This is a genomic window from Streptomyces sp. NPDC008139 (genome assembly GCF_042957025.1).
GTDB lineage: Bacteria > Actinomycetota > Actinomycetes > Streptomycetales > Streptomycetaceae > Actinacidiphila.
This window is the reverse complement of record NZ_JBIBHM010000010.1, coordinates 222,077-247,379: the sequence shown is the minus strand read 5'-3', so window position 1 is coordinate 247,379 and position 25,303 is coordinate 222,077. Positions and strand designations below refer to the sequence as shown.

Here is a 25,303-nt window from a genome sequence, read left to right as displayed (position 1 = left end):
GAGGAGGTGGCCCGGCATGCCGACAGACGTCCCGGGAAGCATCGCGGACCGCACGTCCGAACTCGGCGCCCTGAAGGATCGGGTCCGGCAGGGACCCGATCCGCGGGCGACCGAACGACAGCACGCACGCGGCAAGCTCACCGCGCGGGAGCGGATCGAACTGCTCCTGGACAAGGGCAGTTTCACCGAGGTCGAAGGACTGCGGCGGCACCGCGCCAGCGGCTTCGGCCTGGAGGCGAAGAAGCCGCACACCGACGGTGTGGTCACCGGCTGGGGCACGGTCGAGGGCCGCACGGTCTTCGTGTACGCCCACGACTTCCGGATCTTCGGCGGCGCGCTGGGAGAGGCGCACGCCGAGAAGATCCACAAGATCATGGACCTGGCCATCGCGGCCGGCGCCCCGCTGGTCTCGCTCAACGACGGGGCGGGCGCCCGTATCCAGGAGGGCGTCTCGGCGCTCGCCGGTTACGGCGGGATCTTCCGGCGCAACACCAGCGCCTCCGGGGTGATCCCGCAGATCAGCGTGATGCTCGGCCCGTGCGCGGGCGGAGCCGCCTACAGCCCGGCCCTCACCGACCTGGTGTTCATGGTCCGGGAGACCTCGCAGATGTTCATCACCGGCCCGGACGTGGTCCAGGCGGTGACCGGCGAGGAGATCACCCAGAACGGTCTCGGCGGCGCGGACGTGCACGCCGCGACCTCGGGGGTCGCGCACTTCGTCTACGACGACGAGGAGACCTGCCTGGCCGAAGTCCGCTATCTGCTCTCGCTGTTGCCCGCCAACAACCGCGAACTGCCGCCGCGGGCCATCACCGCGGATCCGCCCGACCGCGAGTCCGAGGCACTGCTCGACCTGGTGCCCGCCGACGGCAACCGGTCCTACGACGTCCGGCGGGTGATCGAGGAGATCGTCGACGACGGCGAACTCCTCGAAGTGCACGCGGCGTTCGCGCCCAACCTGGTCTGCGCGCTCGCCCGGCTGGAGGGCCGAGTGGTGGGCCTGGTCGCCAACCAGCCCGCGGCGATGGCGGGCGTACTGGACATCGACTCCAGCGAGAAGGGCGCCCGGTTCGTCCAGTTCTGCGACTCGTTCAACATCCCGCTGGTCACCCTCGTCGACGTCCCCGGCTTCCTGCCCGGCGTCGACCAGGAGCACAACGGCATCATCCGGCGCGGCGCCAAACTGCTCTACGCGTACTGCAACGCCACCGTGCCGCGGGTCTCACTGATCCTGCGCAAGGCGTACGGCGGCGCGTACATCGTCATGGACTCCCGCTCCATCGGCGCCGACCTGGCCTTCGCCTGGCCCACCAACGAGATCGCGGTCATGGGCGCCGAGGGCGCCGCCAACGTGGTCTTCCGGCGCGAGATCGCCGCCGCCGAGGACCCGGCCGCCATGCGCGCCCAGAAGATCGCCGAGTACCGCGACGAGCTGGTCCATCCGTACTACGCGGCCGAACGCGGCCTCGTCGACGACGTGATCGACCCGCGCCTGACCCGGCCGGTGCTCTGCCGCGCCCTGAACATGCTCAGCGCCAAGGGCGCCGACCTGCCGCACCGCAAGCACGGCAACCCACCCCAGTGAAAAGGATCGTGGCATGGACGTCGGACTCCTCTTCGACCTGCGCAACCCCGAGCAGTGGCACCGGCCGTGGGCCGACCACTACGCGCATACTCTGGAACTCTGCGAAGAGGCCGACCAACGCGGTGTCGGCGGCCTGTGGTTCACCGAGCACCACCGCTTCGAGGACGGCTATCTGCCGCAGCCGCTGACCGTCGCGGCGGCCGTCGCCGCGCGCACCCGGCGGGCCCGGATCGGCACCTCGGTGGTGCTGCCCGCGCTGCACCACCCCGTCGACCTCGCCGAACAGGCCGCGCTCGTCGACCTGATCAGCGGCGGCCGGCTCGAACTCGGCCTGGGCGCCGGGTACCGGGTGCCCGAATACGAGCTGTTCGGCGCGGACTTCGGCCGCCGGTTCGCGGGCACCGGCCGCAACATCCGCGAGATCCTGCGCCTGTGGCAGGAGCGGGTGATCTCGCCGCTGCCGATCCAGGACCCGCCGCCGCTGTGGGGCGGCTTCTACGGTCCGCGCGGCGCGAAGCTCGCGGGGGAGCTGGGCATCGGGCTGCTGCACATCTCGCGCCCCATGTTCAAGCACTACCGCAAGGGCCTGGTCGAGGCGGGCCACGACCCGCAGGCGGCCCGGGTCAGCGACCTGATGCCGATCATCCTCGCCGAGGACCCGGAGAAGGCGTGGCACCAGGTCGCGCCGCACCTGGCCCACCAGGTCAACTCCTACCGGCAGTTGTCGGTGGAGGGCCGGGAGAAGTCCGAACCGCTGCTCACCGCCGAGGATCTCCGCGACCCGAACGCCGAGGACACCCGCGGCCTGCTCGACATCCTCACCCCCGAGGACGCGGCCGTCCGGATCAAGGAACTGACCGGTGACCTGCCGGTCAAGCACCTCATCTTCTGGGCGAGCATCGCCGGGATGCCGGACGAGCTGGTCGCCGAGAACATCCGGCTCGTCACCGAGAAGCTGCCTGCGCTGCTGCCGTGAGCCGGACCCGACGCCGAAGCCGACACCGCGACCCCATCCGACACAGACACGGCGGCCCCTCATGACAGCTCCCTCGTGGACCGACTCCTCCGATGCCGATGCCGATGCCGATGCCGATGCCGATGCCGATGCCGATGCCGATGCCGATGCCGATTCCGGCTCCGGCTCCGGCTCCGAGGCCACGGGTACAGGAACGGGCACGGGACCAGGAACGGCGGCGGAATCGACTCGCTGGGACGCCCGGCTCTGGACCGTCCTCCTGATCCTGTCGGCCAACATGATCCTCGACGCGATCGAGGTCTCCCTGGTGCTCGTCGCGCTGCCCTCCATCGGCGCCGCGCTCGGCCTGGACCTGTGGACGGCGCAGTGGCTGATGAGCGGCTTCGCCGTCGGATTCGCCACGCTGCTCGTCCTGGGCCCCCGGCTCAACGCCCGACTGGGCCGCAGGCGGGTCTACCTCGCCGCGATGCTGCTCTTCGCCGCCGCCTCGGTGGTCGGCGGACTCACCGACAGCGCGGCCCTGCTGATCGCCACCCGGGTGATCAAGGGCCTCAGCGCGGCGCTCACCGCACCGACCGGTCTCGCCATCATCGGCACCACCTTCCCCAGCGGACCGCAGCAGCGGCGGGCGGTGTCCGTCTACGCCCTGTTCGGCGCGGCCGGTTTCACGGTCGGACTGCTGCTGTCGGGCGCGCTGCTGACCGAGAGCTGGCGCTGGACCTTTCTCTTCCCGGCACCCGTGGCCCTGATCCTGCTGGTCTTCGCCCTGCGGATCATCCCGCGCGACCGGGGCGCCGTCCCGGCCCCGCGCGTCACCCCCGCGCTGCTGCGCAACCGCCAACTGCTGCGCTCCGCCGTCGGCGCGGCCTGTCTCAACGGCACGTACCAGAGCCTGTTGCTGCTGCTCGTCTTCCAGACCCAGCGCCAACTGGGCTGGTCTCCCTGGCAGTCGGCGGTCGCCCTGCTGCCCGCGTGCGTGCCGCTGGCCGTGACCGTGCCCTTCGCCGGAGCCATGACGGCGCGGTGGGGCACCGGGCGGCTGATCGCCCTCGGCGCGACCGCGCCGCTGCTGGGCTACGCCCTTTACCTGTGGCGGCCCGACAGCGGTTCGTACCTCACGGGAATGCTGCCGACGCTCCTTCTGGTCGGCGCCGGGTTCGTACTCTCCTTCGCCGCCCTCAATCTCCAGGCGACCGGGGCCCTCCCGCCTGCCGAACGGGCCGCTGCCGTCCCGCTGTTCCAGACCGCCGTGCAGGTCGGCGCCGTCGTGATGCTCCCGGCCACCGCCGCGCTGCTCGGCTCCCACCACGGCCACCGCCCGGCGCTGTCCCTCATCACCGCCGTCTCCGGGATCGGCCTGCTGGCCGCCCTGACCGGACTCCGTACCCCTCACAGACAGGTCGCACCATGACGGATGACCAGCTCTCCCTCGCCATCATCACCGCCAGCGTCCGCGACGGGCGGCTCGGTCCCGCCGTGGCCGACTGGTTCCTGTCCCAGGTCAAGGAACGTCCCGAATTCACCGTGCACAGCGTCGATCTGATCGACCATCCGCTGCCGCTGGTCCTGCCGGGGCCCGGCAAGGACGTGTCGCTGGAGACGGCCAGGACCCGCGAAGCGCTGCGTTCCGTGCTCGTGGCGGCCGACGCCTTCGTCGTGGTCACGCCCGAGTACAACCACAGCTTCCCTGCCGCGCTGAAGAACACCGTCGACTGGTTCTACGAGGAGTGGACCGCCAAGCCGGTCGGCTTCGTCTCGTACGGCGGCCTCAGCGGCGGCATCCGCGCCGTCGAGCAGCTCCGGCAGGTCTTCGCCGAGGTGCACACCCTGACCGTACGGGAGAACGTCGCCTTTCCGCTGGCGGGAAACCGCTTCGACGAGGCGGGCCGGCTGATCGACCCGGAGCCGAGCGTCCTGTCGGCCGGGCTGCTCCTGGACCAACTGCACTGGTGGGGCGACGCGTTGCGGGCGGCCCGCGCCGAGCGCGCGTACCCGCGCTGAGCCCGCGCCCAATCCGTACCCGCGAGCCCGTACCCGCGCTGAGCGCGCACCCGGCCGGTGACTCCCCACGCACCGCCCGCTTCCCGCCCCGAACCCCGGACCCCCGGACCCCGGTCCTCTGGAAGGACGACGGCAATGACCCAGCAGATCTCCTCCGCACCGCCGGACATCCGGCGCGCCGACAGCACGGCCGCGCATGTCGCGCAGTGGCACGTCCCCGACCGCGAGTCCGGGGTCGAGGCCGTGGCCGAGACCGTCGAGCAGTGGCGCGTCGCCGACTGGCCGACCGGGCTCCTGTCGGCCTCCGCGTATCTCAGCACCGAGGACGACACGGTGCTGACCTACCTCCAGACCTCGCGAGCCTCGGCCCACCGCGACTTCACCTCGGGGCTGACGGGACTGGCGGGCGCCGCGACGGTCGCGTACACGCTGCGCCGCGCGATCGTGCTGCACAAGGGGCCGCTGGTGCCGTCCAGCTTTGTGGTCGCGACCTTCGACGTGGACGGGCCCGCCCCGCAGGAGCACATCGTCGAGTCGATCGCGGGCGCCCTCGAAAGCGCCCCCGGCGCGCAGCACCCCGGCCTGCTCTCGGCCAACTTCCACCTCAGCACCGACGGCACCCGCGTCCTCAACTACGCCGAGTGGACCAGCGACGAGGCGCACATCTCGTTCCTTGAGGGCGCCACGCGGGCGGCCACCCTGCGCGCCACCCACGACACTCCCGGCGTCCGGCCGATCGGCTTCAAGCGCTACCACCTCCTGCACAGCCTCACCGCCTGACACCACGTCACATCCGCGCGGCCACCGGCCCGCCGGCCCACCGATCCACCGATCCACCGACCTACCGAACGGAGTCCACCGTGCAGGGCGGAAGGAACGAATCCGCGCCGCTGCGTCTCGCCGAGGCACCCTCGGCGGTCGCACGGTGGCGTCACGAGGAATACGCGGCGGCGCACCCGCCCGCACCGGGCATCCGCCGCGCCGACGACGGCGAGCGCGCGCGTCCCGCCGAGACCGAGGTGTACGCGGCCCCCCGTGTCCTCGAACTGGCGCACCGCGGGGTGAACCGCTCCACGGCGATGCGCCAGGCCGAGCGCCTGCTCGCCGCGGACGAGCGGCGAGCAGACGCCGACAGCGTGTGGCAGGCCGTACTGACCCTGCTGTACGCAGGGGACACCTCGTCCGCGAGCGCGCACTGCGCCCGGCTGGCCCGCGAACCGCTCTGGTCGGGTTCGGTCCGCCACCGCCAGACGCTGGCCCTGCTGCGCGCACGGATCAAGCTGCTCGGAGGGGATACGAGCGGGGCCGTACGCATTCTGCGCGCGGTCCTCGCCCGGGGCCGGTCCGGTACCCGCGTCCCCCTCGCCGCGGTCTGGCTGACCGAGGCGCTGGTCGGCACCGGCGACCTCGACGGCGCGTGGACGGTGCTCCAGGAGAACGGCATGGTCGGCGCGCTCGACCTCGAAGGACACGACCGGGCCCACGTCCTGGCGGCCCGCGGCGCGCTGCACCTGGCCGCGGGCCAGTTCCGGCAGGGGATCGACGACTGCCTGAGCAGCGGCCGACTGCTGGCCTCGTACGGCATCGACAATCCCGCGGTGGTCGCCTGGCGTTCGGCGGGCGCGCTCGGGGCCGCGGTCGCGGGCCGCCGTGACCTCGCCGTCGCCCTGGCCGAGGACGAACTCGTCGCCGCGCGGAAGTGGGGGTCGGCGCGCGTCCTGGGGACGGCCCTGCGCGCCGTCGCCGTGGCGCGCCGCGACAAGACCTCCCTCGTACTGCTGGAGGAGGCCGTCGATCTGCTCCGCCTGGCGGACGCCCAGGGCGAGGTGGCTCAGGCCCTCTACGACCTCGGCGCGCTGCGGGCCGAACGCAAGGACGCGGCCGGGGCGCGGAGCCGGTTCACGGCCGCCGCCGCGGTCGCGCGCACCTGCGGCAACACCTTCTGGGCGCACCGCGCCGAGTCCGCGCTGCGCCGGCTGGGCGGACCGGGCGCTTCGCGCGGACTCACCCCGCAGGAGGCCAGGATCGCGCAGCTGGCCCGCGCCGGATACAGCAACCGGCGCATTGCGGAAGCCCTTTTCCTCAACGTCAGAACCGTCGAATTCCATCTGTCGGGCGTCTACCGCAAACTCGCCATCTCCGGCAGAGGCGAACTCGTCATGGTACTGAGCGCGGTCGGGGAATCCCCGGCAGTGCGACACAAACCTGCGGGCGAACCGTAGGTTTCCCCGGCTCCTTCGCCGCCGCTTCGCCGAGGGTGCGAGGATCGGGAAAACGGTCGGTCGGTGATCAGAGCACCGAGCGCATTCCGTTCTCAACTCCCCTTTCCCGCCGGCGATGTCAGCGCGCGGACCGTCCGGAATACCGGTGCCCGGCAGCGGGCGCGTCAAGTGCTACCCACATCGGGAGGAACCCATCATGACCACCACCGCGCCGTCCCGGGACGATCTCGTCGAGGCCGCGGGGAAACTCGTGCCCCTGCTGCGCTCCCGGGCGCTGTGGATCGACGAGAACCGCAGGCTCCCGCAGGACGTCATCGAGGCGATCGAGGCGTCGGGTCTGCTCAAGATGCAGGTGCCCACGCAGTACGGCGGATACGAGTCGGACGCGCGCGCCTTCGTCGACGTGCTGGCCGAGGTCGCGAAGGGCAACAGCTCGGCCGCCTTCGTCCTGTCCATCTACGCCTCGCTGACCTGGATGGTCGGCCTGTGGCCCGACGAGGCGCTGGACGAGGTGTTCGCCGAGCCCCATGTCCGGGTGACGGGCACGACGGCCGCGTCCGGCAAGGCGACCCGGGTCGACGGCGGCTACCTGATCAACGGTAGCTGGGGCTACAACAGCGGCGTGCTGCACGCCCACTGGAAGATCACCGCGGCGATGCCCGAGGGACCCGCGGGGGAGACCCTGCCGGTCTTCGCCCTCATCCCGATCTCCGAACTGGAGATCGTCGACGACTGGAACACCATCGGCCTGGCGGGCTCCGGCAGTGTGACCACCGTGGCGAAGGACGTCTTCGTCCCCGACCACCGGGTCATCTCCGGCGCCGACTTCTACCAGAACGTGTCGAAGTCGCAGGCCAACGCGGCCAAGGGCGCCTACCGGGTGCCGATGCTGGTCAGCGCCACGGCGATGCAGACGGGCCAGCTCGTCGGCGCCGCCAAGTACGCCCTGTCCAGCTTCCTGGAGCGGCTCCCCGGTCGGCCGCTGACGTACACCAGCTACCCCAGCCAGTTGGAGGCGCCGATCACGCATCTCCAGGTCGGCGAGGCGGCCCTGCTGATCGAGGACGCCGAGGCCCGCGCCCACCGGTTCGCCGATCTGCTGGCCGACAAGATCCGGCGGGACGAGCCGTGGTCCCAGGACGACCGGGTCTTCTCCCGGGTGCAGATCGGCTGGATCGCCAAGCAGACCAAGCAGGCCGTGGAGATCCTGGCCGCCGCCAGCGGCGGCTCCTCGATCTTCCGGGACGTGCCGATCACCCGCATCCAGCGGGACGTGCACGCGACGTCCCTGCACGCCCTGATCACGCCGAGCACCAACATCGAGCTGTACGGCAGGTCCCTGACCGGCCTTGAGCCCAACTCGCTGTACCTGTGAGCGACATGCCGCGCTGAGCGGAGCGTGACGCGGGCGCGCGTACGGTGGGGGCCCACACCGTACGCGCGCTTCCGCTTCCTTTTCCGTCGCCGCGCGGGCGGGTCCGGGGGCCGGATCAGCCGAGGCCGACGCGGAATCCGACCCCGCGGACGGTGACGATCCAACTGCTTCGGCCCAACTTGTTGCGCAGCGAGTTGACATGGGTGTCCACCGTGCGGCTGGCCTGGTAACCGACCGCGAGCACCGTCGGGATCTCCCATATCTCCGCGAGCAGCCGCTGCCGGGTCACGACCATCTCGGGGTGCCGCGCGAGGTAGTACAGCAGGTCGAACTCCTTGCGGGTCAGCTTCACCGGCTTCTCGTGCACCTGCACCTTGCGCGAGGCCGCGTCGATCCGCAGACCGCCGATCGACACCGTCGTCTTGGGGGTGACCACCGGTCGGCGCGGCTCCCGCCGCCGCATGACGGCCTCCATGCGGGCCGCCAACTCGCGGATCTCGTACGGCTTGTCGATGCAGTCGTCGGCGCCCGCCCGCAGCCCCAGGACCCGGTCCAGCTCGGTGCCGCCGCTGGCGAACGCGATGACGGGGATGTCACCCGTCTCCCGCATACTGCGGCAGACGGCCAGGCCGTCGATGTCCGGGAGATCGAGATCGAGCAGGACGAAGTTCGCCTGCCCGAAGGTCTCCAGAGCCGCGGTTCCGGAATCCACGGTCGTCACCTCGTGGCCGTACCGCTCCAGATTGCGGGCCAGCGCCGCGGCTTCGTGCTCCTGCGCCTCCACAACGAGTATGCGCACGGTATCTCCCTTGGAGTTGTACGGACCGAAGGTGGATTCACGGCCGCAAGCTCCATTGCCTGCATAGCTGTTAGGTGGACACATCCATCTAGTGCTGATCCGCGGCGCGGATTCTCAAACCGTTCTCATCGATTCGAGCCAGGGAGTTCATGCGAGGACACACGGACTTCGCGGATCCGCTTCGGACATATCCGTTCGCGGGAAGGCGCGGTAAACCGTGTCGAATCGTCAGAGGTCAGGGAGCGGTCACCGGCAGGGAGCGGTTCTGCTGGACATCTCGGAACGCGCGCAGGAATGTGTCGACCGCGGCGTCGGCCACGGTGTGGAGTTCGGTGTCCGGTACGGGTCGGGTGCCGAGTTGGGACCGCGCCTCCATGGGGCCCGTGAGCAGAGCGAGGAACTGCTCCGCGGCCTCGACGGGGTCGCAGGGGCGCAGCAGACCGGCCAGGGAGAGCCGGGCCATCCGGTCGGCGAGGGTCTGCCGGAGCCGGTCGGCGCCGCGCCCCCAGACGACTTCGAGCAGTCCGGGGAAGCGGGTGATCTCCGCGTGCAGCAGTCGGCGCAGCGCCCAGGAGCGGGGGTCGCAACACTGGAGCAGCATGCGGTATCCGACCTCCTCCAAGCGGGACCTGACCGGGTCGGAGCCTTCGCCGTCCCCGCTCTCCTCGCCGGCCTCGCCGTTTCGGCTGTTCGCGCCGCCCTCGACCGTCAACTGCTCGGCCAGGGCGAGGTTTCCGTCCATCACCGCGTTCCCCGTCGCCTCCATCGCGGCGTGGAAGACGTTCTCCTTGTCGCCGAGGTGGTTGTAGACGGTGTGCTTGGCGACGCCCGCCACTTCGGCGATCTCCTCCATGCACGCACCGGCGTACCCCCGCTTGGCGAACACGGCGAAGGCCGCGTCGAGGATCGCCTGACGTTTGTCGATGCGGCCTCGCGAGGCCGTTCGGTTGCCTGATGCCGGTGTCACAGTTCCGCCCACCCTCGCAGCGTACCCGATACGGGCGTTGAGTTACACCGGCCGGTGCAGTTTGTTGCCCACCGACGTTGTCAGCGTCCTGAGTGGTGCCCTAATCTGCACTGGCGAGTGCAATTTGGCTCGCTGTCATCCGACGTGCCGCCACCTGACGCGCGGCCGCCTCATGCCACCTCATGCCACTTCACGCCACCGGAGAGACTCATGGCGCATCCGTCGAACGAGGGCCTTGACCCCGCGCTGCGGCGACTGATCGGAGTGATCCTGTTAGGCGGGATCATGGGGATCCTCGACGGCTCGATGATCGCCGTCGCAGCGGACACCCTGGTCAAGGACTTCGACACCTCACTCAGTGCGGTCAGTTGGGTGTCCACGAGCTATCTGCTCGCCCTGACCGTGAGCATCCCGGTCACCACCTGGGCCGTCGACAGGTTCGGCGGTCGACGGCTGTGGCTGCTCGGCCTGGTGATCTTCCTCGCCGGTTCCATCAGTTCCGGACTCGCGTGGAACATCGGCAGTCTGATCGCCTTCCGCGTGCTCCAGGGACTCGGCGCGGGTCTGCTCGACCCGCTGATGCTGACCCTGCTGGCCCGTTCGGCCGGACCCAGCCGGATCGGACGGGTCATGGGCCTCATGGGCGTCGTCGGCTCCAGCGGCCCGGTGTTCGGCCCGGTGATCGGCGGATTCATCCTGCAAGGCGTGTCCTGGCGCTGGATGTTCCTGGTCAACGTCCCGATCGGCCTGCTCGCGCTGGTGCTCGCCCTGCGGGTGATCCCGGACGACAAGCCGACCGGCGAGCAGCCGGTGGGCAAGCTCGACACCGTCGGCGTCGCGCTGATCGGCCCGGGAGTCGCGGCCGCCGTGCTGACCTTGTCGCAGTACGCCGAGCGGACCGAGTTCTCCGCCTGGCAGGTGCTCGTCCCGCTGGTCGCCGCGGTCGTGCTGCTCGGCGCCTACGCCTTCCACGCGCTCCGCGAGCGCACCACGCAACCACTCATCGACCTGCGGCTGTTCGTCTCGCGCAGCTTCTCCGCCAGCGTCACCGTCGGCGCCCTGGTCGGTCTGGCGACCTTCGCAAGCCTGTTCGCGCTGCCGCTGTACTACCAGCAGGTACGCGGCCACGACACCTTCGCGTCCGCGCTGCTGCTCGCTCCGCTCGGTGTGGGGTCGGCCCTGTCGATGCCGCTGACCGGACGGCTGTCCGACAAGGTCGGATCACGGACTCTGGTGATGTGCGGCGGCGCGGTCGCCACGCTGAGCGCGCTGGCCTTCACCCAGCTCAGCGCGGACACGTCCCAAGTCTGGACGGCCGTGGTGGCGTTCACGATCGGCCTCGGCCTCGGCAGCGTGGGCGCGCCCACCATCGCCTCCCTCTACCGCACGCTCCCGCCGCATCTGGTGCCTCAGGGCAGCACCGTGCTGTACATGCTCAACCAGCTCGGCGCCGCGATCGGCATCGCCCTGGTCGCGCTGCTCGTCCAGAGCGCGGGCAGCGGCGACGCCCTCGGCGGCTTCCGGCACGCATACTGGGGCGTGACCGGCGCGCTCGTCCTCGCCCTGATCGCCGCGACCCAACTGCCGGGCCGTCCCAAGCCGCAGGAATCCGACGGCGGTACGCCGCAGGAACAGCACGCCGACGTCCAATCCGACGTCCACTCCGCGGTCGGCTCCGACATCCGCTCCGCGGAGGCTCCCGCCTCCCTGGCCGCCCAAGGGGACACCCTGTGAAGACCATTGTGATCGCCGGCGGCACCGACGGCATCGGAAAGGCGCTGGCGGCCACCCGGCTCGGCAACGGCGACACCGTCGTCGTCATCGGCCGCAGCGAGGTGAAGGGGAAGGCGTTCCTGGAGACCGCCGCGACCGTCGGCGCCCAGGACCGGGCCTTCTTCATCCCGGCCGACCTCAGCCTGCTGGGCGAGAACGAACGGGTCCTCAAGAAGCTGCGCGCACGGTTCCCGAGGATCGACGCCCTGGTCCTGTGCGCCCGCCACTACCGCACCGAGCGCGCCCTCACGGCCGACGGCATCGAGGAGAACTTCGCGCTGTTCTACCTCAGCCGCTACCTGCTCGGACACGGCCTCGTCGACACGCTGTCCGCCGCCGAACGGCCCGTGGTGGTCAATGTGGCCGGTCCCGGCGCGAGTTTGAGCGTGGTCCGCTGGGACGACCTGGAGCTGCGCCACGGTTACCACGGCGGCGCCGCGCTCGGCCAGGGCGGGAAGCTCAACGACCTGCTCGGCGTCACCTTCGCCGAGCGGTACGGGGACAGCGGCATCCGCTACGTCCTGATCCACCCGGGCGTCACCGCGACGAGCTTCTCCGGCGAGTACGACGAGGTGACGCTGCGTCAGATCCTGTCGATGCAGTCGTTCGCCAAGCCGGTGGAGGCCGCCCTCCCGCCGATCGTCGACGCCATCGACGCCCCTCCCGCCGAGCCGTTGAGCGCGTTCGTCGAGGGGCTTCGGATCGGGGTGAAGGACAGGTCCTTCGCGCCGGACGCGGCCGAACGCCTCGACGCTGCCACCGAGCGGATCCTGGAGGAGCACCGGAGGCGCACCGGCGGTACCGGCAGGAATTGACGGTCCCCAGAAGGTGTCACAAGCGGAATTGATGTTCTTTTCACAATCCTGAGCCGGGATTCCTGGGCGCGGGTCACCGCTGGTCGGAGAATGTTCCGTACCACGCCGTGGCCCGCGCCTTTCGTGGAGCCACCTCATTCCCGAGGAGCCGAAGAATGTCCCACGCGTCCACCTCGCGGCCCGTCATCGAGAATCCCCAGAGCGACATCGTGCTCGTCGGCACGGTGCCGACGGAGAGCGGAAAGGCGGCGCAGACCGCGGAAGCCGTCGTCGCCCACTGGCGGTCCGGCGAGTGGCCGCCGGAGCTGCTGTCGCTCACGGTCTACACGAGCAGCGAAGGCGACTCGGTGCTGACCTACGCGCAGTGGTCCGCGCAGGAGCCGCTGCGGCAGTCCCTGAAGGAGGAGGGCAGCCTCTCCGACACGGCGTCCGCCGTCCCCGGCGCCCCGGCGCCCGTGCCCTATCGCCTGTACCGCGCGGTCCGCGGCTCCGGCATCGCCGACCCCGCCCCCGTCGCCGAGTCCTTCCCCGTGGCCTTCTTCGGCGCGGAGAACGACCAGGCCGCCCGTGCCTTCGTGGACGCCCTGTTCGCCGGTGAGGAGGCCACCGAGGGCCAGGACCGCGACTACCCCGGCGGGATATCGGCGAACATGCACATCAGCGTGGACGGCACGAGCGTCCTCAGTTTCTCCGAATGGGTGACGGAGGCCAACGCCGTCGCCCACATCGAAGCCGTCTGGGAGCCGGTCCTGAAGGACCTCGGCGGCACCGGTCTGCTCTACCGGCACTTCAGCACTCTGCTCCCGAGCGCCTGAACACCCCACCGGCCGACCCCCGCCCTCGGGCGGGAGCCGGCCGGTTCCTCATGGCTCAGGACCTCAGCGGCTCATCCGGCCGCGCGCGCGTACGCGTGCCAGACGCGAGGCGCGTCGAACAGGTGCACCCGCTCCGACCGCCGCCACCGCGCGGCGGGCACCGACACCACGTCCCCCGCCACCGGCAGATCGGGCCCCGCCGCCGTACGGGCGAAGAGCACGGCGACAAGCGCGGCCAGTTCCTCAGGAGTCGCACAACCGCGCACCACGCGCAGCTGACGAGAATCGATCGAGTCGGTCATCACACATCCTTCTTCGCGCGGTCGGGAAAGTCGAGGCCACACCGGCACCGGAAATGCGCCGCACCTCAACCTCAAGGTTCCAGGGAAACCGGCCCCCGCTCAAGACACCCCGATTCAGGACTCCGTCAGATTCCACAAGTCCTCGCCAGCCGAATTCAGCGACCGCCAGCCGAATGTCAGATCCCCTTGACCCGGCCCGCCTTCCGCGCCGCAGGGGCGGAGCCTTCAGGCGAAGGACGGCCAGCGGTGGGCGGCCCATTGGTGCCAGTCCGTCCAACCGGGCGGTGGGGCGGGGGCGGGCTCGCGGCCTGTCCGCTCCGCCGCTTCGGGCTCCTCGAAGTGGGCTCGCCCGCGCAGGAGGTCGGCGTCGGTCATCGGAAAGGTCTGCGCGGGGGTGTGCGCCCAGCGCCGGGCGATCCGGGCACGCTGGGTCGCGTCGTCCACCGGCAGGTAGATCATGCGGAAGCGGGCGTCCTCGGCCTCGGTGAGCCAGCGGATCGCGGACCGTTCGTCCCGGGACCAGCAGCCGTAGTCCACCACGACGTTGGTGCCGAGCCGGAGCGCCTCCAGGCCGAGCCAGAGCATGCGGCCCTCCAGCACGTCGCGCTTCCCGTCCGCGTCCGATCTGTCGAACAGCGGGATCATCCACTCGTCGGGTGTCAGGCGCAGCGCGCCGTGCTCCGCGGCGAGCAGGCGGGCCCTCGTGGTCTTTCCGGCCCCGGGCAGGCCGACCATCAGGAACAACGTGGTCACGCCCCGAGCGTGGCAGGCGAGCCGGACGGACGGCCACCGCTTTATCCGCCCGACCGCCCGACCGCCCGACCGCCCGACCGCCCGACCGCCCGACCGCCCGACCGCCCGACCGCCCGTGCGGTCGCCGTCGATCCGGCGCCCCCGCTCCCGGACCTGGAATGATCGGGCCATGCGCGCCGCCCGGCTCCTCTCGCTCATCCTCCTGTTGCAGAACCGGGGGAGGCTGACGGCCGGTGAGCTGGCGCAGGAGCTGGACGTCTCGGTGCGGACCGTCTACCGGGACATCGACTCGCTGAGCGCCGCGGGCATTCCGGTGTACGGGGACGCCGGGCACGGCGGGGGATACCAGTTGCTCGGCGGCTACCGGACCAGGCTGACCGGGCTGCATGTCGACGAGGCGGAGTCGCTGTTCCTGGCCGGACTGCCGGGCGCGGCGGACGACTTGGGCCTGGGGGAGGTGCTGGCGGCGGCGGAGCTGAAGCTGACCGCGGCCCTGCCGCCACCGCTGCGGGACCGGGCCGGGCGGATCCGTGAGCGGTTCCACCTCGACGCTCTCGGCTGGTACCGGGAACAGGACTCCCCGTCCGCTCTCGTACCGCTCGCCGACGCGGTGTGGAATCAGCGGCGGATCCGGGTGCGCTACCGCCGCTGGGCCGCGCCGCAAGAGGTCGAGCGCGACCTCGACCCGTACGGCCTGGTCCTCAAGGCGGGGGTCTGGTACCTCGTCGCCGCGGTGGACGGCGTGGTGCGCACGTACCGGGTGTCCTCGATCCTCCGCCTGGACGTCGGGACGACCGGCTTCGAGCGGCCGGACGGGTTCGACCTGGCCGCTCACTGGCAGCGGTACCTCGCCGTCTACGACGCCCGAAGGCTGCGGCTTCAGGGCTCCGTACGGATCGCTCCCGCGCTGCTGTCCGCGCTGCCGGACCGCCTGGACGCGGCTTTGGTCCGCGCTGTCGAGACCTCGGCGGGGCCGCCGGACGCGGACGGCTGGGTGACGGCTACGGTGCCGCTGGAATCGGTCGAGCTGGCGGTGCCCGTACTGCTGTCACTGGGCCCGGACATCGAGGTGCTCGGCCCCGAGGAGCTGCGCCGCGCGATCGCGGAGAGGGCGGCGGCCGTGCTCGACCGGTACCGGCCGGCGGACTCGCCCGGCCGGGCAGGGGCGGACGACCGCAGCAGCACTCCGGCGGACAGGGTCGCCAGCAGGGCGAGAGCGGCGAGGACCCCGAAGCCGTAGCGCGTGTCGGTGCTGTCGGTGACCTTCCCGACCAGGAACATCACCGCGACCGTGGCCGCCAGCCCGCCGCCGTTCGCCAGCCCGAAGACCCTGCCCACCGAGGCGTCGTCGGCCGAGGTCATCAGCATGGTCCGCGAAGCGATCCGGGCCTGCCCGAAGAAGAACGCGCCCACCGGCACTCCGATGAGATAGCCGGCGATCCCGAACTGGCTCTGGAGTACCAGGCCCACGGCGCAGAGCAGGAAGCCCACGACGGCGATGCGGAGGTCGGGACTGCGTCTGCTGACGATCCGGTACGCACCGGCCGCTGCCAGGAAGCCGAGGCAGCCCAAAGCGTCCACCGCGCCGAACGTCCCCGCCCCCAGACGGAGTTCACCGATGACCGCGGTGGGCAGCAGGGCGTTGAAGACCGTGACGACCACGCTTCCCTGGGCGTAGAGCAGGATGAAGTGCCGCATCCGCATCGGTGTCCGCATCGGCGTACGCGCCGCCGCCACCGGCGCCGACTCCCCGGCGGCGGTGGCCGTCGGCGCCCGTTCCGGGCGACGCCCCACCGCGGCCACGCACAGCGCCGAGACGGCGAAGGTCCCGGCGTTGAACACCAGCAGCGGCACGGCGCCGAACGCCTGGACGGACAGCCCGCCGACCGTCGCCGACAACAGCATCCCCGCCTGGGTCCCCATCTCGTAGCGGGCGTTGAACCGCCGCAGCCGGTCCGCCGGGACCCGTTCCTTGATCAGGGCGGAGCTCGCGGGGAAGAACAGCGCGCCGACCACGGCGAGCGCCAGATTGGCGCCGTAGATCCCGGCTCCCGGAGAGCCGCCGCGGACCAGCCATAGCGGCAGGGCGAGGGCCAGCACCGCGCTGGAGAGGTCGCAGCCGATCCACAGGGCCCGCCGGTCGAAGCGGTCCGCCAGCCGCCCGAAGAAAGGGGACAGCAACGCCTGCGGCCCGGCGACGGCGATGAAGAGCCAGCCGACGGCCATCATGGTGCGCTGTTCCCTGATCATGAGCAGCGCACCGACGATGAGCTGGACATTGTTGCCGAGAGCGGTGGCGAAGGCGGCGGGTACGAGCAGCCGCTCGGCCCGCCGGGAGTGCCGACTGAGGATCATGGCACCACTGTCCGGCGCTTCACTGACATCCTGCGTCAGTGAAGCCTCCGCACCCGGTGACGTCTCCGCACAGCTCCCGAGCGGCCGGGCCGCCCGCTACCGCTGCTTGACGGTGTAGGTCAGGTGGGTCACCCGGGACGACGCGTCCGTGCGGGCCTGGTCGAGGGCGAGACGGTCGGGGTCCACGCGCTCGAACAGGCGGATGCCGGTGCCGAACAGCACGGGCGCGAGGGTGATCGAGAACTCGTCGACCAGGCTGGCGTCCAGGTACTGCTGGATCGTCTCGGCGCCGCCGGAGATACGGATGTCGCGGTCGCCCGCGGCCTCGCGGGCCCGGTCGAGCGCGCTGGAGATGCCGTCGTTGACGAAGTGGAAGGTCGTGCCGCCCGGCCGCTCCCACGGGTCACGCTCGACGTGGGTCACGACGAACACCGGGGTGTGGAACGGCGCCTCCTGGGGCCATGCCAGCTCTCCGGCGTCGAACATCCGCTTGCCCATGACGCTCACGCCGGTGCGCTCGTACGTCGCCCGGGCGATGTCGTTGTCGATCCCCTCCTCGCCGCCCTCGCCGAGCTTGAGGTTCTCGCGGAACCACCGCTGCGGGAAGATCCACGCCTGGAGCTCCGACCACTTCGCCATCCAGCGCCGGACCCTGGGGTCGCTCTGACCTTCGGGCGAGAAGACGTCCTCGACGGGCACGGCGTCCGGCGCCATGAAGCCGTCGAGCGACATCGTCACACTGAAGAACACCTTGCCTGCCATCAGTCATCCGCTCCCTTCGACGCGGTCCCGTTCCCGGTGAGTTCGGCGACGTAGACCGCCAGATTGCGCAGCGTCTGCTCGCCGCCCTCGACCGCGTGGTACTTCTCCGCCGCCTCGTCGCGCAGCTCCCTGGTGGGGAACACCGTGCGCATCACGAGCCGGGTCTCCTCGTCCGCCGGTTCGAAGGTCAGGACAGACTCGAAGGTGTTGGGGTCGTCGCGGGACTCGCCGTGCAGCAGCGCGATCCGCCGCGACGGGACGATCTCGGTATAGGTGATCCACTCCTGGTAGTCGGTCCCGTCCGGCCCGTGCATCACGAAGTCCCAGACCCCGCCGACGCGGAATTCGAAGGACCGCGTCGTGGTCGTGAACCCTTCGGGGCCCCACCACCGCGAAAGGTGCCGGACCCGCGTGAACGCCTCGAACACCAGCTCCCGTGGGGCGCCGATGGTCCGGGAGACCACGATCTCGCGGTCCGCCGCCGCGTCGCCCGCCTCGTCGCCGCTATTGGTCGTCGTCATCCGGTGGTTCCTCCTGCCTTGCCTGTCTCAGATCTCGTACGTATGTGTCCAGCCGGTCGAAGGTCTCGTTCCAGAACTCCTCGAAGCCGCCCGTCCACTCGTGGATCGGCCGCAGCCCGCGGGCGTCCAGTCCGTAGAGCCGCTGCTTGCCCGCGCCGCGGACCCGCACCAGCCCGACCTCGCGGAGCACCCGCAGATGCTTGGACGCCTGCGGCTGGGTCATCCCCAGGTCCCGCGCCAGCTCGGTCACGGGCCGCTCGCCGCCCCGCAGCAGCGCCAGAATCGCCCGCCGCTGCGGCTCGGCGATCGCGTTGAACGCGTCCGAGGTCGTCGCCGCTCGTGCCATGAATCCATCGTATGCCTATATCGGCATGCGTCAACCGCGGCGCGCCGCTCCTGGGGTTCGGCGCCCTCGGTGCGGGCCGCTCGTCCTGGAGGCCGCGATCGCCGGGCGGGCTCGGTACCCTCGGCGGAGGGAGACGGCCCCTGGAGGCGCTGGTGGGACTGCGGGAACGGATCGCGAGGGAACTCACCGCGACCATGCACGGCGGGGACCTCGAACTGGGACGGTACGGGGCGCCGCCCGGCGATCCCGGACTGTTCGGGATCGCGCCGGGGGACCCGGTGTGGCGGGTGCACGGGCACGCCACCGGGATGCTCACCGGCGGGTTCGCGGCGCTCATGCTCCAGTCGCTGCATCCGCTGGCCATGGCGGGGGTCGACGACCACTCCGACTTCCGCGCCGATCCGGTCGGACGGCTGAACGGCACCGTACGGTTCATCACCACGACCACCTTCGGCTCCTCGACCGCCGCCCGCGAGGTGATCGACCTCGTCCGGCGGATCCACACCCGCGTGCACGGCACCGCCCCCGACGGCCGCCCGTACCGTGCGGACGACCCCGATCTGCTCACCTGGGTGCACACCGCCGAGGTGCGCAGCTTCCTCGCCGGCCACCAGACCTACGCGCCCCGGCCGCTGCGGCTGACTCCCGCCGAGTGCGACGCCTACTACCGCCAAGCCGCCCCCGTGGCCGAGGCGTTGGGCGCGCGGAACATACCGCGCACATCCCTCGAAGCCGAGCGCTACCTGGCCCGCCTGCGCCCCCACCTCCACGCCACGGCAGCAGCGTTGGACTCGGTACGGTTCCTGCGCCGCTTCGGACGCACACGACGGGAGCGGCTGGTCGTCGGCCGGCTCATGAACGCCTCGGTCGGACTCCTCCCCGGCTGGGCCCGTACCGAATTGGGCATTCACCGCCCGGCCGCCGTCCGCACCGGCTGGGACAGGCCCCTCGCGACGGCCGTGGGCCGCACCATCGAATGGGGGCTCGGGCCCTCCCAGATCCAGGCCGCCGCGCGAGGACGGCTGGCGGCGGCGCCACAGGGATGACGGGGGCGCGGACAGGGCCGTGGCCGACGTGCGAACCTCACGATCCGGGGGCGCGCGACCCGCGTGGGATCATCGGTCCATGAGCAGCGACCTGGAAGTGAGCGCTCTGGCGATCAACGTGACGATCCCGCACGAGCTCCGCTGGACGGACACCCGACGCGGCGAGGAGTTCACGCTGACCACACTCAACGTCCGGCTGCTCCCGGACGGTCGACTCGCCGCCAAGGCCTACGGCCGGCCGGTCGGTGGCGGCAGGGGCGCCTACGTCTCCTTCCCCGTCCCCGACAGACCCGAACTCGCCGCCCTGGTCGACGGCGCCGCCGGCCGGGCCGGGGCGCTGTGGGCCGCCCATCGCGGTCTCGGCTGAGCCCGTTTCGCCGCCGAGGGGGAGAGGGCTCGACGGGGAGCGCGGCCCGAGATGCCGATCGATGCCAGGTCTACTCCGTGACGAGGCCGTTCGGGGGTAGCAGACGGCTATGACGACAGGCGTGACCATTGGGGTCGAAGAGGAATTCCTGCTGCTCGACCGCAGGACCGCACTGCCGGCGCCACGCGTCGGCCGGCTCCGGATCGCGGCGGAGCGCGAGCCCGACCTGGGGAGCGAGGAGGTCGACACCGAGCTTTTGCAATCCCTGGTGGAGGTCGCGACCCCGGTGTGCTCCGACCTGGACGAGGTCGCCGCGCATCTCACACGGTTCCGGAAGTCGCTGAGCGCCGCGGCGCGCAGCGTGGACTGCCGACTGGCGGCGACGGGCGGCGCACCCCTCATGGCCGAGGCGTCGGTGCCGGTGACCGGCGAGCAGCGGTACCGGGACATGCGGGTGGACGCGGCGCGACTGGTCGACGAGCAGTTGATCTGCGGCATGCACATCCATGTGGCCGTGCCCGACCGCCACGCCGGAGCCGCCGCGCTGGGCCGGATCCGTCCCTGGCTGCCGCTTCTGGTCGCGCTGGGAGCCAACTCCCCGTTCTGGGACGGGCGGGACACCGGCTTCGCCAGCTGGCGCACCGTGATCTTCGGCCGCTGGCCGGTCAGCGGATCGCCGCCGTTCTTCTCCGGTGCCTCCCATTACGAGGAGCGGGTCGACGCCCTGCTGGGCACCGGGGTGATCGCCGACCGGCACCAGCTCTACTGGCACGCCCGGCTCTCCGACGAGTACCCGACGCTGGAGGTCCGCGCCCCCGACGTCCAGCTCGACGTCGACAGCGCGATCACCCTCGCCGGGCTCGCCCGCGGCCTGGTGGTCACCGCACTGCGCGAGGGCAGCGTGGGCGGCCCTCCCCTCGACCCGCCGGCCAGCGTCCTCCAGGCCGCGGGCTGGCACTCCGCCCGCCACGGCCTGACCGCCAACCTGGTCGACCCCCGCACCAATGAGCCGGGCCAGGCCGCCGACGTACTCGGCGCCCTCCTGGACTGCGTCACCCCCGCCCTGAAGGAGCTCGACGACCTCGACCGGGTGACCTCCGGCGTGCGACGACTCCTCGACAAGGGCACCGGTGCGGCACGCCAGCGCGCCGCCCTCGCGCACGGCGGCACCGAAGAACTCCTCGACCTGATAGCACCCGAGACCGTCGATCCGGCGGACGGTGGCGACGCCCGGCAGCCGGAAGCGCCCGTCATCGCCCGGGCGGGACGCCCGTAGGGCATGGAATCGGCGCCGGCTCCCGGCGACGAGCGGCAGCCGCGCGCCGATTCCTCACTACGCCCCGGACGACCTGCTGAGGCGGCTTGCGAGCAGGAGCGTCGCGGCCACGGACTTCACGGGGATGTCGCCGAGCCTCTGGCAGAGGGTCATCACCTGTCGCAGCGCGAGGTCGGCTTCCGCGGGGCATCCGGAGGCCAGGAGGCGTGAGCCGAGGTTGGTGAGGACGATCGCCTCGCGCTCGCTGTCGCCGCGTTCACGGAAGACGGCGAGCGCCTGGCGAAAGGCGGCAGTGGCGTCCGCCTCCTGACCGGTCTTGGACAGGGCCAGGCCCAGGCGGTTCTGCGACTCCGCTTCGCCCGCGCGCACCGCTTTCCGGCTGAGCGCGACGGCCTGCCGGAGGTGGTCGGCCGCCTCTTCGTAGCGCTGTCGCTCGCCGAACCGGCTGCGGAGGCGGGGTCATTGGGCTCATCCCGGCTCCCGCGCCGCCAATCGTCCAGGCCCGCGCGGAAGTCCGGATCGACGGCGGCGCGCTCCGCGAGTGTGACGCTGAGCGCCTGCGCGCGCCGCAGGTCACCCGGCTCCCGCTCCAGCGCCCGCAGCTCCGCCGACGCCGAGCTGACCGGGAGCGGTGAAGCCGGTCGCTCCGGGACGGGGCTACGGACGAGTTCCCCCAACTCCCGCCAGGCAGACCGCCCTTCGTCCCGCCTGGCCGACGACTCCGCCAGCCGTCGCGCCGAGATCACCTCCACACGCGTCCCGCCCCGATCACCGCGTCGCCGTGGCTACGCGCCGGAGGGCCGACGGAGTGTGTACCAGGCCGCTCCCGCCAGAGCGGCGGCGGTCACGGCGAGGGCCGCGTGCGGCAGAAACCGTCCCGGCCGGCTGGCCTTACGGTAGGCCAGCACGGCGCCGTTGGACTGCCAGCTCAGCGCGGAGCGATTCGACTGGCCCGACAGCAGCGAGCCGGCCGACTGGAACGAGCCGATGGACGTCGCGGACATCATCGATCCGAGCGACCCGATGGACAGGACCGACGCCACCGAACCGATCGACAGGACCGACCCGGCCGAGGCGATGGACAGCACCGAATCCGTGCACCCGATGGACAGCAGCGAGTTGTGTGACCCTGTCGGCCAGCGTGAGGACATACGGACACTGTCTCACCCCGAACACCGTCGCACCCCGAGTTCCCGCCCGCGAGACCTGCGGCCCGCACAGTCCGTGACCGTGCGGATCCGGCCGGAGGAGGTGAGCGTCACGGACTCCGCCTCCGCGGTGAACACGTTCGAGGCGGTGGCGCGCTCCACGCCGTACCACGGCCGCGACTTCACCGTGCAGGCCGAACTGCCGGACGGCGCGGCCCTGTCCGTACGGACACCGGTGCGGCCTGAAACGGGCACGTGCTGAAGCTGTCGGTCCCGGTGGCGAGCGTCCGGGCCTTCGCCGCGGGAGAGGCTTCCACCGCCCCGGCGGAGGGCTCCGACGACGGCGAGTCCACGGCTCTCGAACCGAGCGCGCTGTCATGACGGCGACCGTGGACACCGCACCGGCCCGCGCCGACCGGGCGCCGGGAGACCCGCCCGACTCGGGCGACCGCCGGCGGGCGTGGCTGCGACGTCACGGAATCCGCTGGGGGCTGCCGGCCATGCTGCCCGCGGTGGCGCTGATCGGGGTGCTGTTCCTGTACCCGATCGCCTACGGCATCGGCCTGTCGGTGACCCCCGACAAGGGCGGGACCTTCAGCAGCTAGCAGCGGTTCTTCGAGGATCCGTATCTCCGCGAGACGATCTGGAAGACCCTGCGGATCGCGGTGGTCGTGGCCGCGCTCGCCGTGATCATCGGCGCACCGGCGGCGTATGTGCTGGCAAGGGGGAACTTCCCGGCCAAGAAGTTGCTGATCCTGGCCTTCCTGCTGCCGCTGATGCTGCCGCCGGTCACCTACGGGCGTCGGCTTCAACAGCCCGGTGTTCGCCGCGTTCGCGTCGAGCGTCCCCGACCATCCGCCGTTCTTCTTCTCACCCAGTTCCGCGCTGGTCGGACACCGGCAGCCGATCCGGCTCCGGCCGTCGTTCGGACTCGTCCATCCCGAGCCGGAGCCGGCCGTGGTGATCGGACGGCAGGGCACGGATCGACCGGCCGAAGCACTGGACCACGTCTTCGGATACACCCTGACCGACGACGTGTCCGCGCCCATGGGCTGCGGGCCGGCGACACGGTGGTGGTACCGGGCTCCGGGGCAGTGGAGCTGAACCGGCGGCACAGCGGCCGGCCCCGGGCCGCGCCCGGCTTCGAGCACGGGGACATGAGGGTCACCTACCACCTGCGGGCCAAGGGCACCGACAGCTTCAAGCCGTGCGGCCCGTGGATCGTGACCACGGACGCGATCCCCGACCCCGACCGGCTCGGCATCACCCTCGCCACCGGCGAGGACGTACGGATCGAATGCCGGACCGAGCGCCTGATCTATTCGGTGGCGGAAGTCATCGCGCACGTCAGCGACCACCACACCCTGTTCCCCGATCGGCACGCTCGTGAACGAGATCCACACGGTCTGACCCGGCACCACCTGGCACCCGTACGTCCTCGGTCGGACTACGGGCAGCCCGGTTCTGTCTGACGGAACGACGCGGCACCGCATCGGGATCGGAGAGCGGACACTCTCCGAAGGCGGTGCGGCCGCGCCTTTTCGGATGACACGCGCCGCGAAGTGTGTGCGGTGCGATCGGAGACTCGTTGAACGACGTCGGCTCTCAAAAGGTGAAGGTCTTCGACCGACGCATGACTCTGGTCGCGACGGTCACGATTCTCGGCTCCCTGATATCCATCTTCGACACGACGATCGTCCAGGTGGCCGTGCCGTCGTTGGTGAGGAGCTTCGACACCTCGCTCGCCACCGTCCAGTGGGTCAGCACGGTCTACCTTCTCGCCCTCGCCACGGTGGTGCCGCTCACCGGCTGGGCCAACGACCGATTCGGCTCCAGACGTGTGTGGATCGCGTCCATGGCCATGTTCCTGTTCGGCTCGCTGCTGTGCGGACTCGCCAATTCGATGGCGCTGCTCATCGTCGCGCGCGCTGTTCAAGGGATCGGCGGCGGGATGCTGCTGCCCACCGGGCAGACGATCCTCGCCAGGGAAGCTGGCCCCGGCCGACTCGGACGCGTCATGGCCGTGGTGGGGATTCCGTCCATGCTGGGGCCCCTGCTGGGGCCGATCTTCGGCGGACTGATTCTCTCCAGCCTGTCCTGGCGGTGGATCTTCTTCGTCAATCTGCCGCTGGGCGCTCTCGGGATCGGCTTGGCCTGGGTCGTCCTCGACCGCGGCGAACCCGGCGTGCCCCGGAAGCTCGATCTCATCGGTCTGGCCCTGCTGCCGCCGGGACTGGCGCTGCTTGTCTACGGCATCTCCGATTTCGGCGATGCCGGGCGCGTGTCCCCGTCCGTCGCGCTCACCGGAGGTCTGGGAATCGCCCTGACCGCCGCGTTCGTCGTGCACGCGCTGCGGGCCGCTCATCCGCTGCTCGACCTGCGGCTGTGGAAGCACGCGACCCTCAGATCGGCCCAGACCGCGATGTTCCTCTACCTCGCCGGTACCAACGCGGTGCTGTTCCTGGTGCAGCTCTACTACCAGTTCGCGCGGGGGGACAGTGCCATCAAGGCGGGCCTGCTGGTGGCGCCGTCGGCCTTCGGCGCGATGCTGGTGCTGACGACGGCCGGCCGGGTGATGGACAAGCGAGGTCCCCGGGTGGTGATCGTCTTCGGCCTGCTCATGGTGACCGCCGGAGTGCTTCCGCTCACCATGATCGGGCCCGACACCAGCGACGTATGGCTGTCGGTGTGCTGGTTCGTACGCGGCGTCGGGGTCGGCGCCACGGCCACGCCGCTGACCGCCGCCGGATACGCCGGTTTGCGCAGCCACGAGATCCCCGGCGCGTCGACGCTGATGAGCATTGTGCAGTACGTCGCCGGGGCCATGGGCACCGCTGTGGCGGCGGTTCTGCTCCAACGTCGGCTCAGCGGCTTCACCGACGGCGGCGGGGTCCAGTCCCTGGCCGCGCTGAGCGACACCGCGCGGCAGCGCCTGGCACCCGAACTGGCCGACGCCTTCGGCGGGTTGTTCTGGCTGGCCGTCGCCCTGTCGGTGCTCGCGATCGTCCCGGCCGTGATGCTGCGCACGCGGGCGCCGACCGATGTCGAACGGGACGGGACGGGAGCGTCGAAGACCGCCGACACGCTGACGGGCTGACG

General features: G+C 71.3%; 30 protein-coding genes and 1 pseudogene. 20 read left to right on the top strand and 11 right to left on the bottom strand.

What is annotated here, in order from left to right:
* Positions 1–16: 16 nt before the first annotated feature.
* The 7 genes from ACFZBB_RS22995 (at position 17) to ACFZBB_RS22965 (ending at position 8,159) form a co-directional block, all read left to right on the top strand.
* The gene (locus ACFZBB_RS22995; protein ID WP_391125364.1) at positions 17–1,585 is read left to right on the top strand and encodes a carboxyl transferase domain-containing protein; all 1,569 of its coding nucleotides are present in this window, start codon (positions 17–19) and stop codon (positions 1,583–1,585) included.
* Between the two features lie 13 nt (positions 1,586–1,598).
* Positions 1,599–2,561: an LLM class flavin-dependent oxidoreductase gene (locus tag ACFZBB_RS22990; RefSeq protein ID WP_391051276.1), complete on the top strand. Its 963-nt coding sequence runs from the start codon at positions 1,599–1,601 to the stop codon at positions 2,559–2,561.
* Between the two features lie 61 nt (positions 2,562–2,622).
* Complete coding sequence (locus tag ACFZBB_RS22985; protein ID WP_391125361.1) at positions 2,623–3,972, top strand: MFS transporter; 1,350 nt, start codon at positions 2,623–2,625, stop codon at positions 3,970–3,972.
* Positions 3,969–4,562 (top strand): NAD(P)H-dependent oxidoreductase, encoded by a 594-nt coding sequence (locus ACFZBB_RS22980; protein WP_391125358.1) that lies wholly within the window; start codon positions 3,969–3,971, stop codon positions 4,560–4,562. The genes ACFZBB_RS22985 and ACFZBB_RS22980 overlap by 4 nt, the downstream gene beginning before the upstream one ends.
* Positions 4,563–4,697: 135 nt before the next feature.
* Positions 4,698–5,342 carry a hypothetical protein gene (locus ACFZBB_RS22975; RefSeq protein WP_391125355.1) on the top strand — a complete coding sequence of 215 codons (645 nt, stop codon included), beginning with the start codon at positions 4,698–4,700 and terminating at the stop codon, positions 5,340–5,342.
* An 80-nt stretch (positions 5,343–5,422) separates the two neighbouring features.
* A complete protein-coding gene (locus ACFZBB_RS22970) occupies positions 5,423–6,784 on the top strand; it encodes a LuxR C-terminal-related transcriptional regulator (protein ID WP_391125352.1) in 1,362 nt (453 codons plus the stop codon).
* A 196-nt stretch (positions 6,785–6,980) separates the two neighbouring features.
* On the top strand, positions 6,981–8,159 hold the full coding sequence (locus ACFZBB_RS22965) for an acyl-CoA dehydrogenase family protein (RefSeq protein ID WP_391125349.1): 1,179 nt from the start codon (positions 6,981–6,983) through the stop codon (positions 8,157–8,159).
* A gap of 115 nt (positions 8,160–8,274) precedes the next feature.
* Here ACFZBB_RS22965 and ACFZBB_RS22960 read toward each other — a convergent pair whose 3' ends face one another.
* Together ACFZBB_RS22960 and ACFZBB_RS22955 are read right to left on the bottom strand one after the other, a co-directional pair.
* Positions 8,275–8,958: a winged helix-turn-helix domain-containing protein gene (locus ACFZBB_RS22960; protein WP_391125345.1), complete on the bottom strand. Its 684-nt coding sequence runs from the start codon at positions 8,956–8,958 to the stop codon at positions 8,275–8,277.
* 235 nt (positions 8,959–9,193) lie between these two features.
* On the bottom strand, positions 9,194–9,925 hold the full coding sequence (locus ACFZBB_RS22955) for a TetR/AcrR family transcriptional regulator C-terminal domain-containing protein (protein ID WP_391125342.1): 732 nt from the start codon (positions 9,923–9,925) through the stop codon (positions 9,194–9,196).
* Between the two features lie 210 nt (positions 9,926–10,135).
* On the opposite strand from ACFZBB_RS22955, the gene ACFZBB_RS22950 reads away from it, so the two are divergent.
* The 3 genes from ACFZBB_RS22950 to ACFZBB_RS22940 all read left to right on the top strand — a co-directional run bounded on the left by ACFZBB_RS22950 (position 10,136) and on the right by ACFZBB_RS22940 (position 13,328).
* A complete protein-coding gene (locus ACFZBB_RS22950) occupies positions 10,136–11,659 on the top strand; it encodes a DHA2 family efflux MFS transporter permease subunit (RefSeq protein WP_391125339.1) in 1,524 nt (507 codons plus the stop codon).
* The gene (locus ACFZBB_RS22945) at positions 11,656–12,513 is read left to right on the top strand and encodes an SDR family NAD(P)-dependent oxidoreductase (protein WP_391125336.1); all 858 of its coding nucleotides are present in this window, start codon (positions 11,656–11,658) and stop codon (positions 12,511–12,513) included. The genes ACFZBB_RS22950 and ACFZBB_RS22945 overlap by 4 nt, the downstream gene beginning before the upstream one ends.
* A 155-nt stretch (positions 12,514–12,668) precedes the next feature.
* Positions 12,669–13,328: a hypothetical protein gene (locus tag ACFZBB_RS22940; protein WP_391125333.1), complete on the top strand. Its 660-nt coding sequence runs from the start codon at positions 12,669–12,671 to the stop codon at positions 13,326–13,328.
* A gap of 71 nt (positions 13,329–13,399) precedes the next feature.
* On the opposite strand, the gene ACFZBB_RS22935 is transcribed toward ACFZBB_RS22940, so the two are convergent.
* The gene (locus ACFZBB_RS22935; RefSeq protein ID WP_391125331.1) at positions 13,400–13,630 is read right to left on the bottom strand and encodes an acyl-CoA carboxylase epsilon subunit; all 231 of its coding nucleotides are present in this window, start codon (positions 13,628–13,630) and stop codon (positions 13,400–13,402) included.
* Positions 13,631–13,855: 225 nt separating this feature from the next.
* On the bottom strand, positions 13,856–14,383 hold the full coding sequence (locus tag ACFZBB_RS22930; RefSeq protein ID WP_391125328.1) for an AAA family ATPase: 528 nt from the start codon (positions 14,381–14,383) through the stop codon (positions 13,856–13,858).
* Between the two features lie 169 nt (positions 14,384–14,552).
* On the opposite strand from ACFZBB_RS22930, the gene ACFZBB_RS22925 reads away from it, so the two are divergent.
* Positions 14,553–15,623: a WYL domain-containing protein gene (locus tag ACFZBB_RS22925; protein ID WP_391125325.1), complete on the top strand. Its 1,071-nt coding sequence runs from the start codon at positions 14,553–14,555 to the stop codon at positions 15,621–15,623.
* A gap of 125 nt (positions 15,624–15,748) precedes the next feature.
* On the opposite strand, the pseudogene ACFZBB_RS22920 reads toward ACFZBB_RS22925, so the two are convergent.
* The 4 genes and pseudogenes from ACFZBB_RS22920 to ACFZBB_RS22905 form a co-directional block, all read right to left on the bottom strand.
* Positions 15,749–16,633, bottom strand: a pseudogene (locus ACFZBB_RS22920) (MFS transporter); the annotation flags it as partial.
* A 201-nt stretch (positions 16,634–16,834) separates the two neighbouring features.
* Entirely contained in the window at positions 16,835–17,500 is a 666-nt protein-coding gene (locus ACFZBB_RS22915; protein ID WP_391125321.1) for a dihydrofolate reductase family protein, read from the bottom strand.
* On the bottom strand, positions 17,500–18,021 hold the full coding sequence (locus ACFZBB_RS22910; RefSeq protein ID WP_391125318.1) for an SRPBCC domain-containing protein: 522 nt from the start codon (positions 18,019–18,021) through the stop codon (positions 17,500–17,502). Before ACFZBB_RS22910 ends, ACFZBB_RS22915 begins: the two co-directional genes overlap by 1 nt.
* Positions 18,005–18,367 carry a metalloregulator ArsR/SmtB family transcription factor gene (locus tag ACFZBB_RS22905; protein WP_391125314.1) on the bottom strand — a complete coding sequence of 121 codons (363 nt, stop codon included), beginning with the start codon at positions 18,365–18,367 and terminating at the stop codon, positions 18,005–18,007. Before ACFZBB_RS22905 ends, ACFZBB_RS22910 begins: the two co-directional genes overlap by 17 nt.
* Before the next feature lie 152 nt (positions 18,368–18,519).
* On the opposite strand from ACFZBB_RS22905, the gene ACFZBB_RS22900 reads away from it, so the two are divergent.
* The 3 genes from ACFZBB_RS22900 (at position 18,520) to ACFZBB_RS22890 (ending at position 21,056) form a co-directional block, all read left to right on the top strand.
* A complete protein-coding gene (locus tag ACFZBB_RS22900) occupies positions 18,520–19,413 on the top strand; it encodes an oxygenase MpaB family protein (RefSeq protein ID WP_391125311.1) in 894 nt (297 codons plus the stop codon).
* Positions 19,414–19,492: 79 nt separating this feature from the next.
* Entirely contained in the window at positions 19,493–19,780 is a 288-nt protein-coding gene (locus ACFZBB_RS22895; RefSeq protein WP_391125307.1) for a hypothetical protein, read from the top strand.
* Positions 19,781–19,901: 121 nt separating this feature from the next.
* Positions 19,902–21,056, top strand: a complete 1,155-nt coding sequence (locus ACFZBB_RS22890; protein ID WP_391125304.1) for a glutamate--cysteine ligase — start codon at positions 19,902–19,904, stop codon at positions 21,054–21,056.
* 57 nt (positions 21,057–21,113) lie between these two features.
* On the opposite strand, the gene ACFZBB_RS22885 is transcribed toward ACFZBB_RS22890, so the two are convergent.
* Both ACFZBB_RS22885 and ACFZBB_RS22880 read right to left on the bottom strand, forming a co-directional pair.
* Positions 21,114–21,425 carry a tetratricopeptide repeat protein gene (locus ACFZBB_RS22885; protein WP_391125301.1) on the bottom strand — a complete coding sequence of 104 codons (312 nt, stop codon included), beginning with the start codon at positions 21,423–21,425 and terminating at the stop codon, positions 21,114–21,116.
* A 416-nt stretch (positions 21,426–21,841) separates the two neighbouring features.
* Positions 21,842–22,207 (bottom strand): hypothetical protein, encoded by a 366-nt coding sequence (locus ACFZBB_RS22880; RefSeq protein WP_391125298.1) that lies wholly within the window; start codon positions 22,205–22,207, stop codon positions 21,842–21,844.
* A 79-nt stretch (positions 22,208–22,286) separates the two neighbouring features.
* Here ACFZBB_RS22880 and ACFZBB_RS22875 point away from each other — a divergent pair, with 79 nt between their 5' ends.
* Genes ACFZBB_RS22875 through ACFZBB_RS22865 form a run of 3 tightly spaced genes read left to right on the top strand, consistent with a single transcriptional unit; the run spans position 22,287 to position 22,809 of the window.
* The gene (locus ACFZBB_RS22875) at positions 22,287–22,466 is read left to right on the top strand and encodes a TOBE domain-containing protein (protein WP_391125295.1); all 180 of its coding nucleotides are present in this window, start codon (positions 22,287–22,289) and stop codon (positions 22,464–22,466) included.
* The gene (locus ACFZBB_RS22870; RefSeq protein ID WP_391125292.1) at positions 22,460–22,585 is read left to right on the top strand and encodes a hypothetical protein; all 126 of its coding nucleotides are present in this window, start codon (positions 22,460–22,462) and stop codon (positions 22,583–22,585) included. Before ACFZBB_RS22875 ends, ACFZBB_RS22870 begins: the two co-directional genes overlap by 7 nt.
* On the top strand, positions 22,582–22,809 hold the full coding sequence (locus tag ACFZBB_RS22865; protein WP_391125290.1) for a hypothetical protein: 228 nt from the start codon (positions 22,582–22,584) through the stop codon (positions 22,807–22,809). The genes ACFZBB_RS22870 and ACFZBB_RS22865 overlap by 4 nt, the downstream gene beginning before the upstream one ends.
* On the opposite strand, the gene ACFZBB_RS22860 is transcribed toward ACFZBB_RS22865, so the two are convergent.
* Entirely contained in the window at positions 22,806–22,997 is a 192-nt protein-coding gene (locus ACFZBB_RS22860; protein WP_391125287.1) for a hypothetical protein, read from the bottom strand. The genes ACFZBB_RS22865 and ACFZBB_RS22860 overlap by 4 nt on opposite strands.
* 26 nt (positions 22,998–23,023) lie before the next feature.
* On the opposite strand from ACFZBB_RS22860, the gene ACFZBB_RS22855 reads away from it, so the two are divergent.
* The 3 genes from ACFZBB_RS22855 to ACFZBB_RS22845 all read left to right on the top strand — a co-directional run bounded on the left by ACFZBB_RS22855 (position 23,024) and on the right by ACFZBB_RS22845 (position 25,301).
* The gene (locus ACFZBB_RS22855; protein WP_391125284.1) at positions 23,024–23,308 is read left to right on the top strand and encodes a fumarylacetoacetate hydrolase family protein; all 285 of its coding nucleotides are present in this window, start codon (positions 23,024–23,026) and stop codon (positions 23,306–23,308) included.
* A gap of 53 nt (positions 23,309–23,361) precedes the next feature.
* The gene (locus ACFZBB_RS22850; RefSeq protein WP_391125281.1) at positions 23,362–23,676 is read left to right on the top strand and encodes a fumarylacetoacetate hydrolase family protein; all 315 of its coding nucleotides are present in this window, start codon (positions 23,362–23,364) and stop codon (positions 23,674–23,676) included.
* A 161-nt stretch (positions 23,677–23,837) separates the two neighbouring features.
* Positions 23,838–25,301, top strand: coding sequence for a DHA2 family efflux MFS transporter permease subunit (locus ACFZBB_RS22845; RefSeq protein ID WP_391125278.1), 1,464 nt, complete (start codon positions 23,838–23,840; stop codon positions 25,299–25,301).
* Positions 25,302–25,303 lie beyond the last annotated feature (2 nt).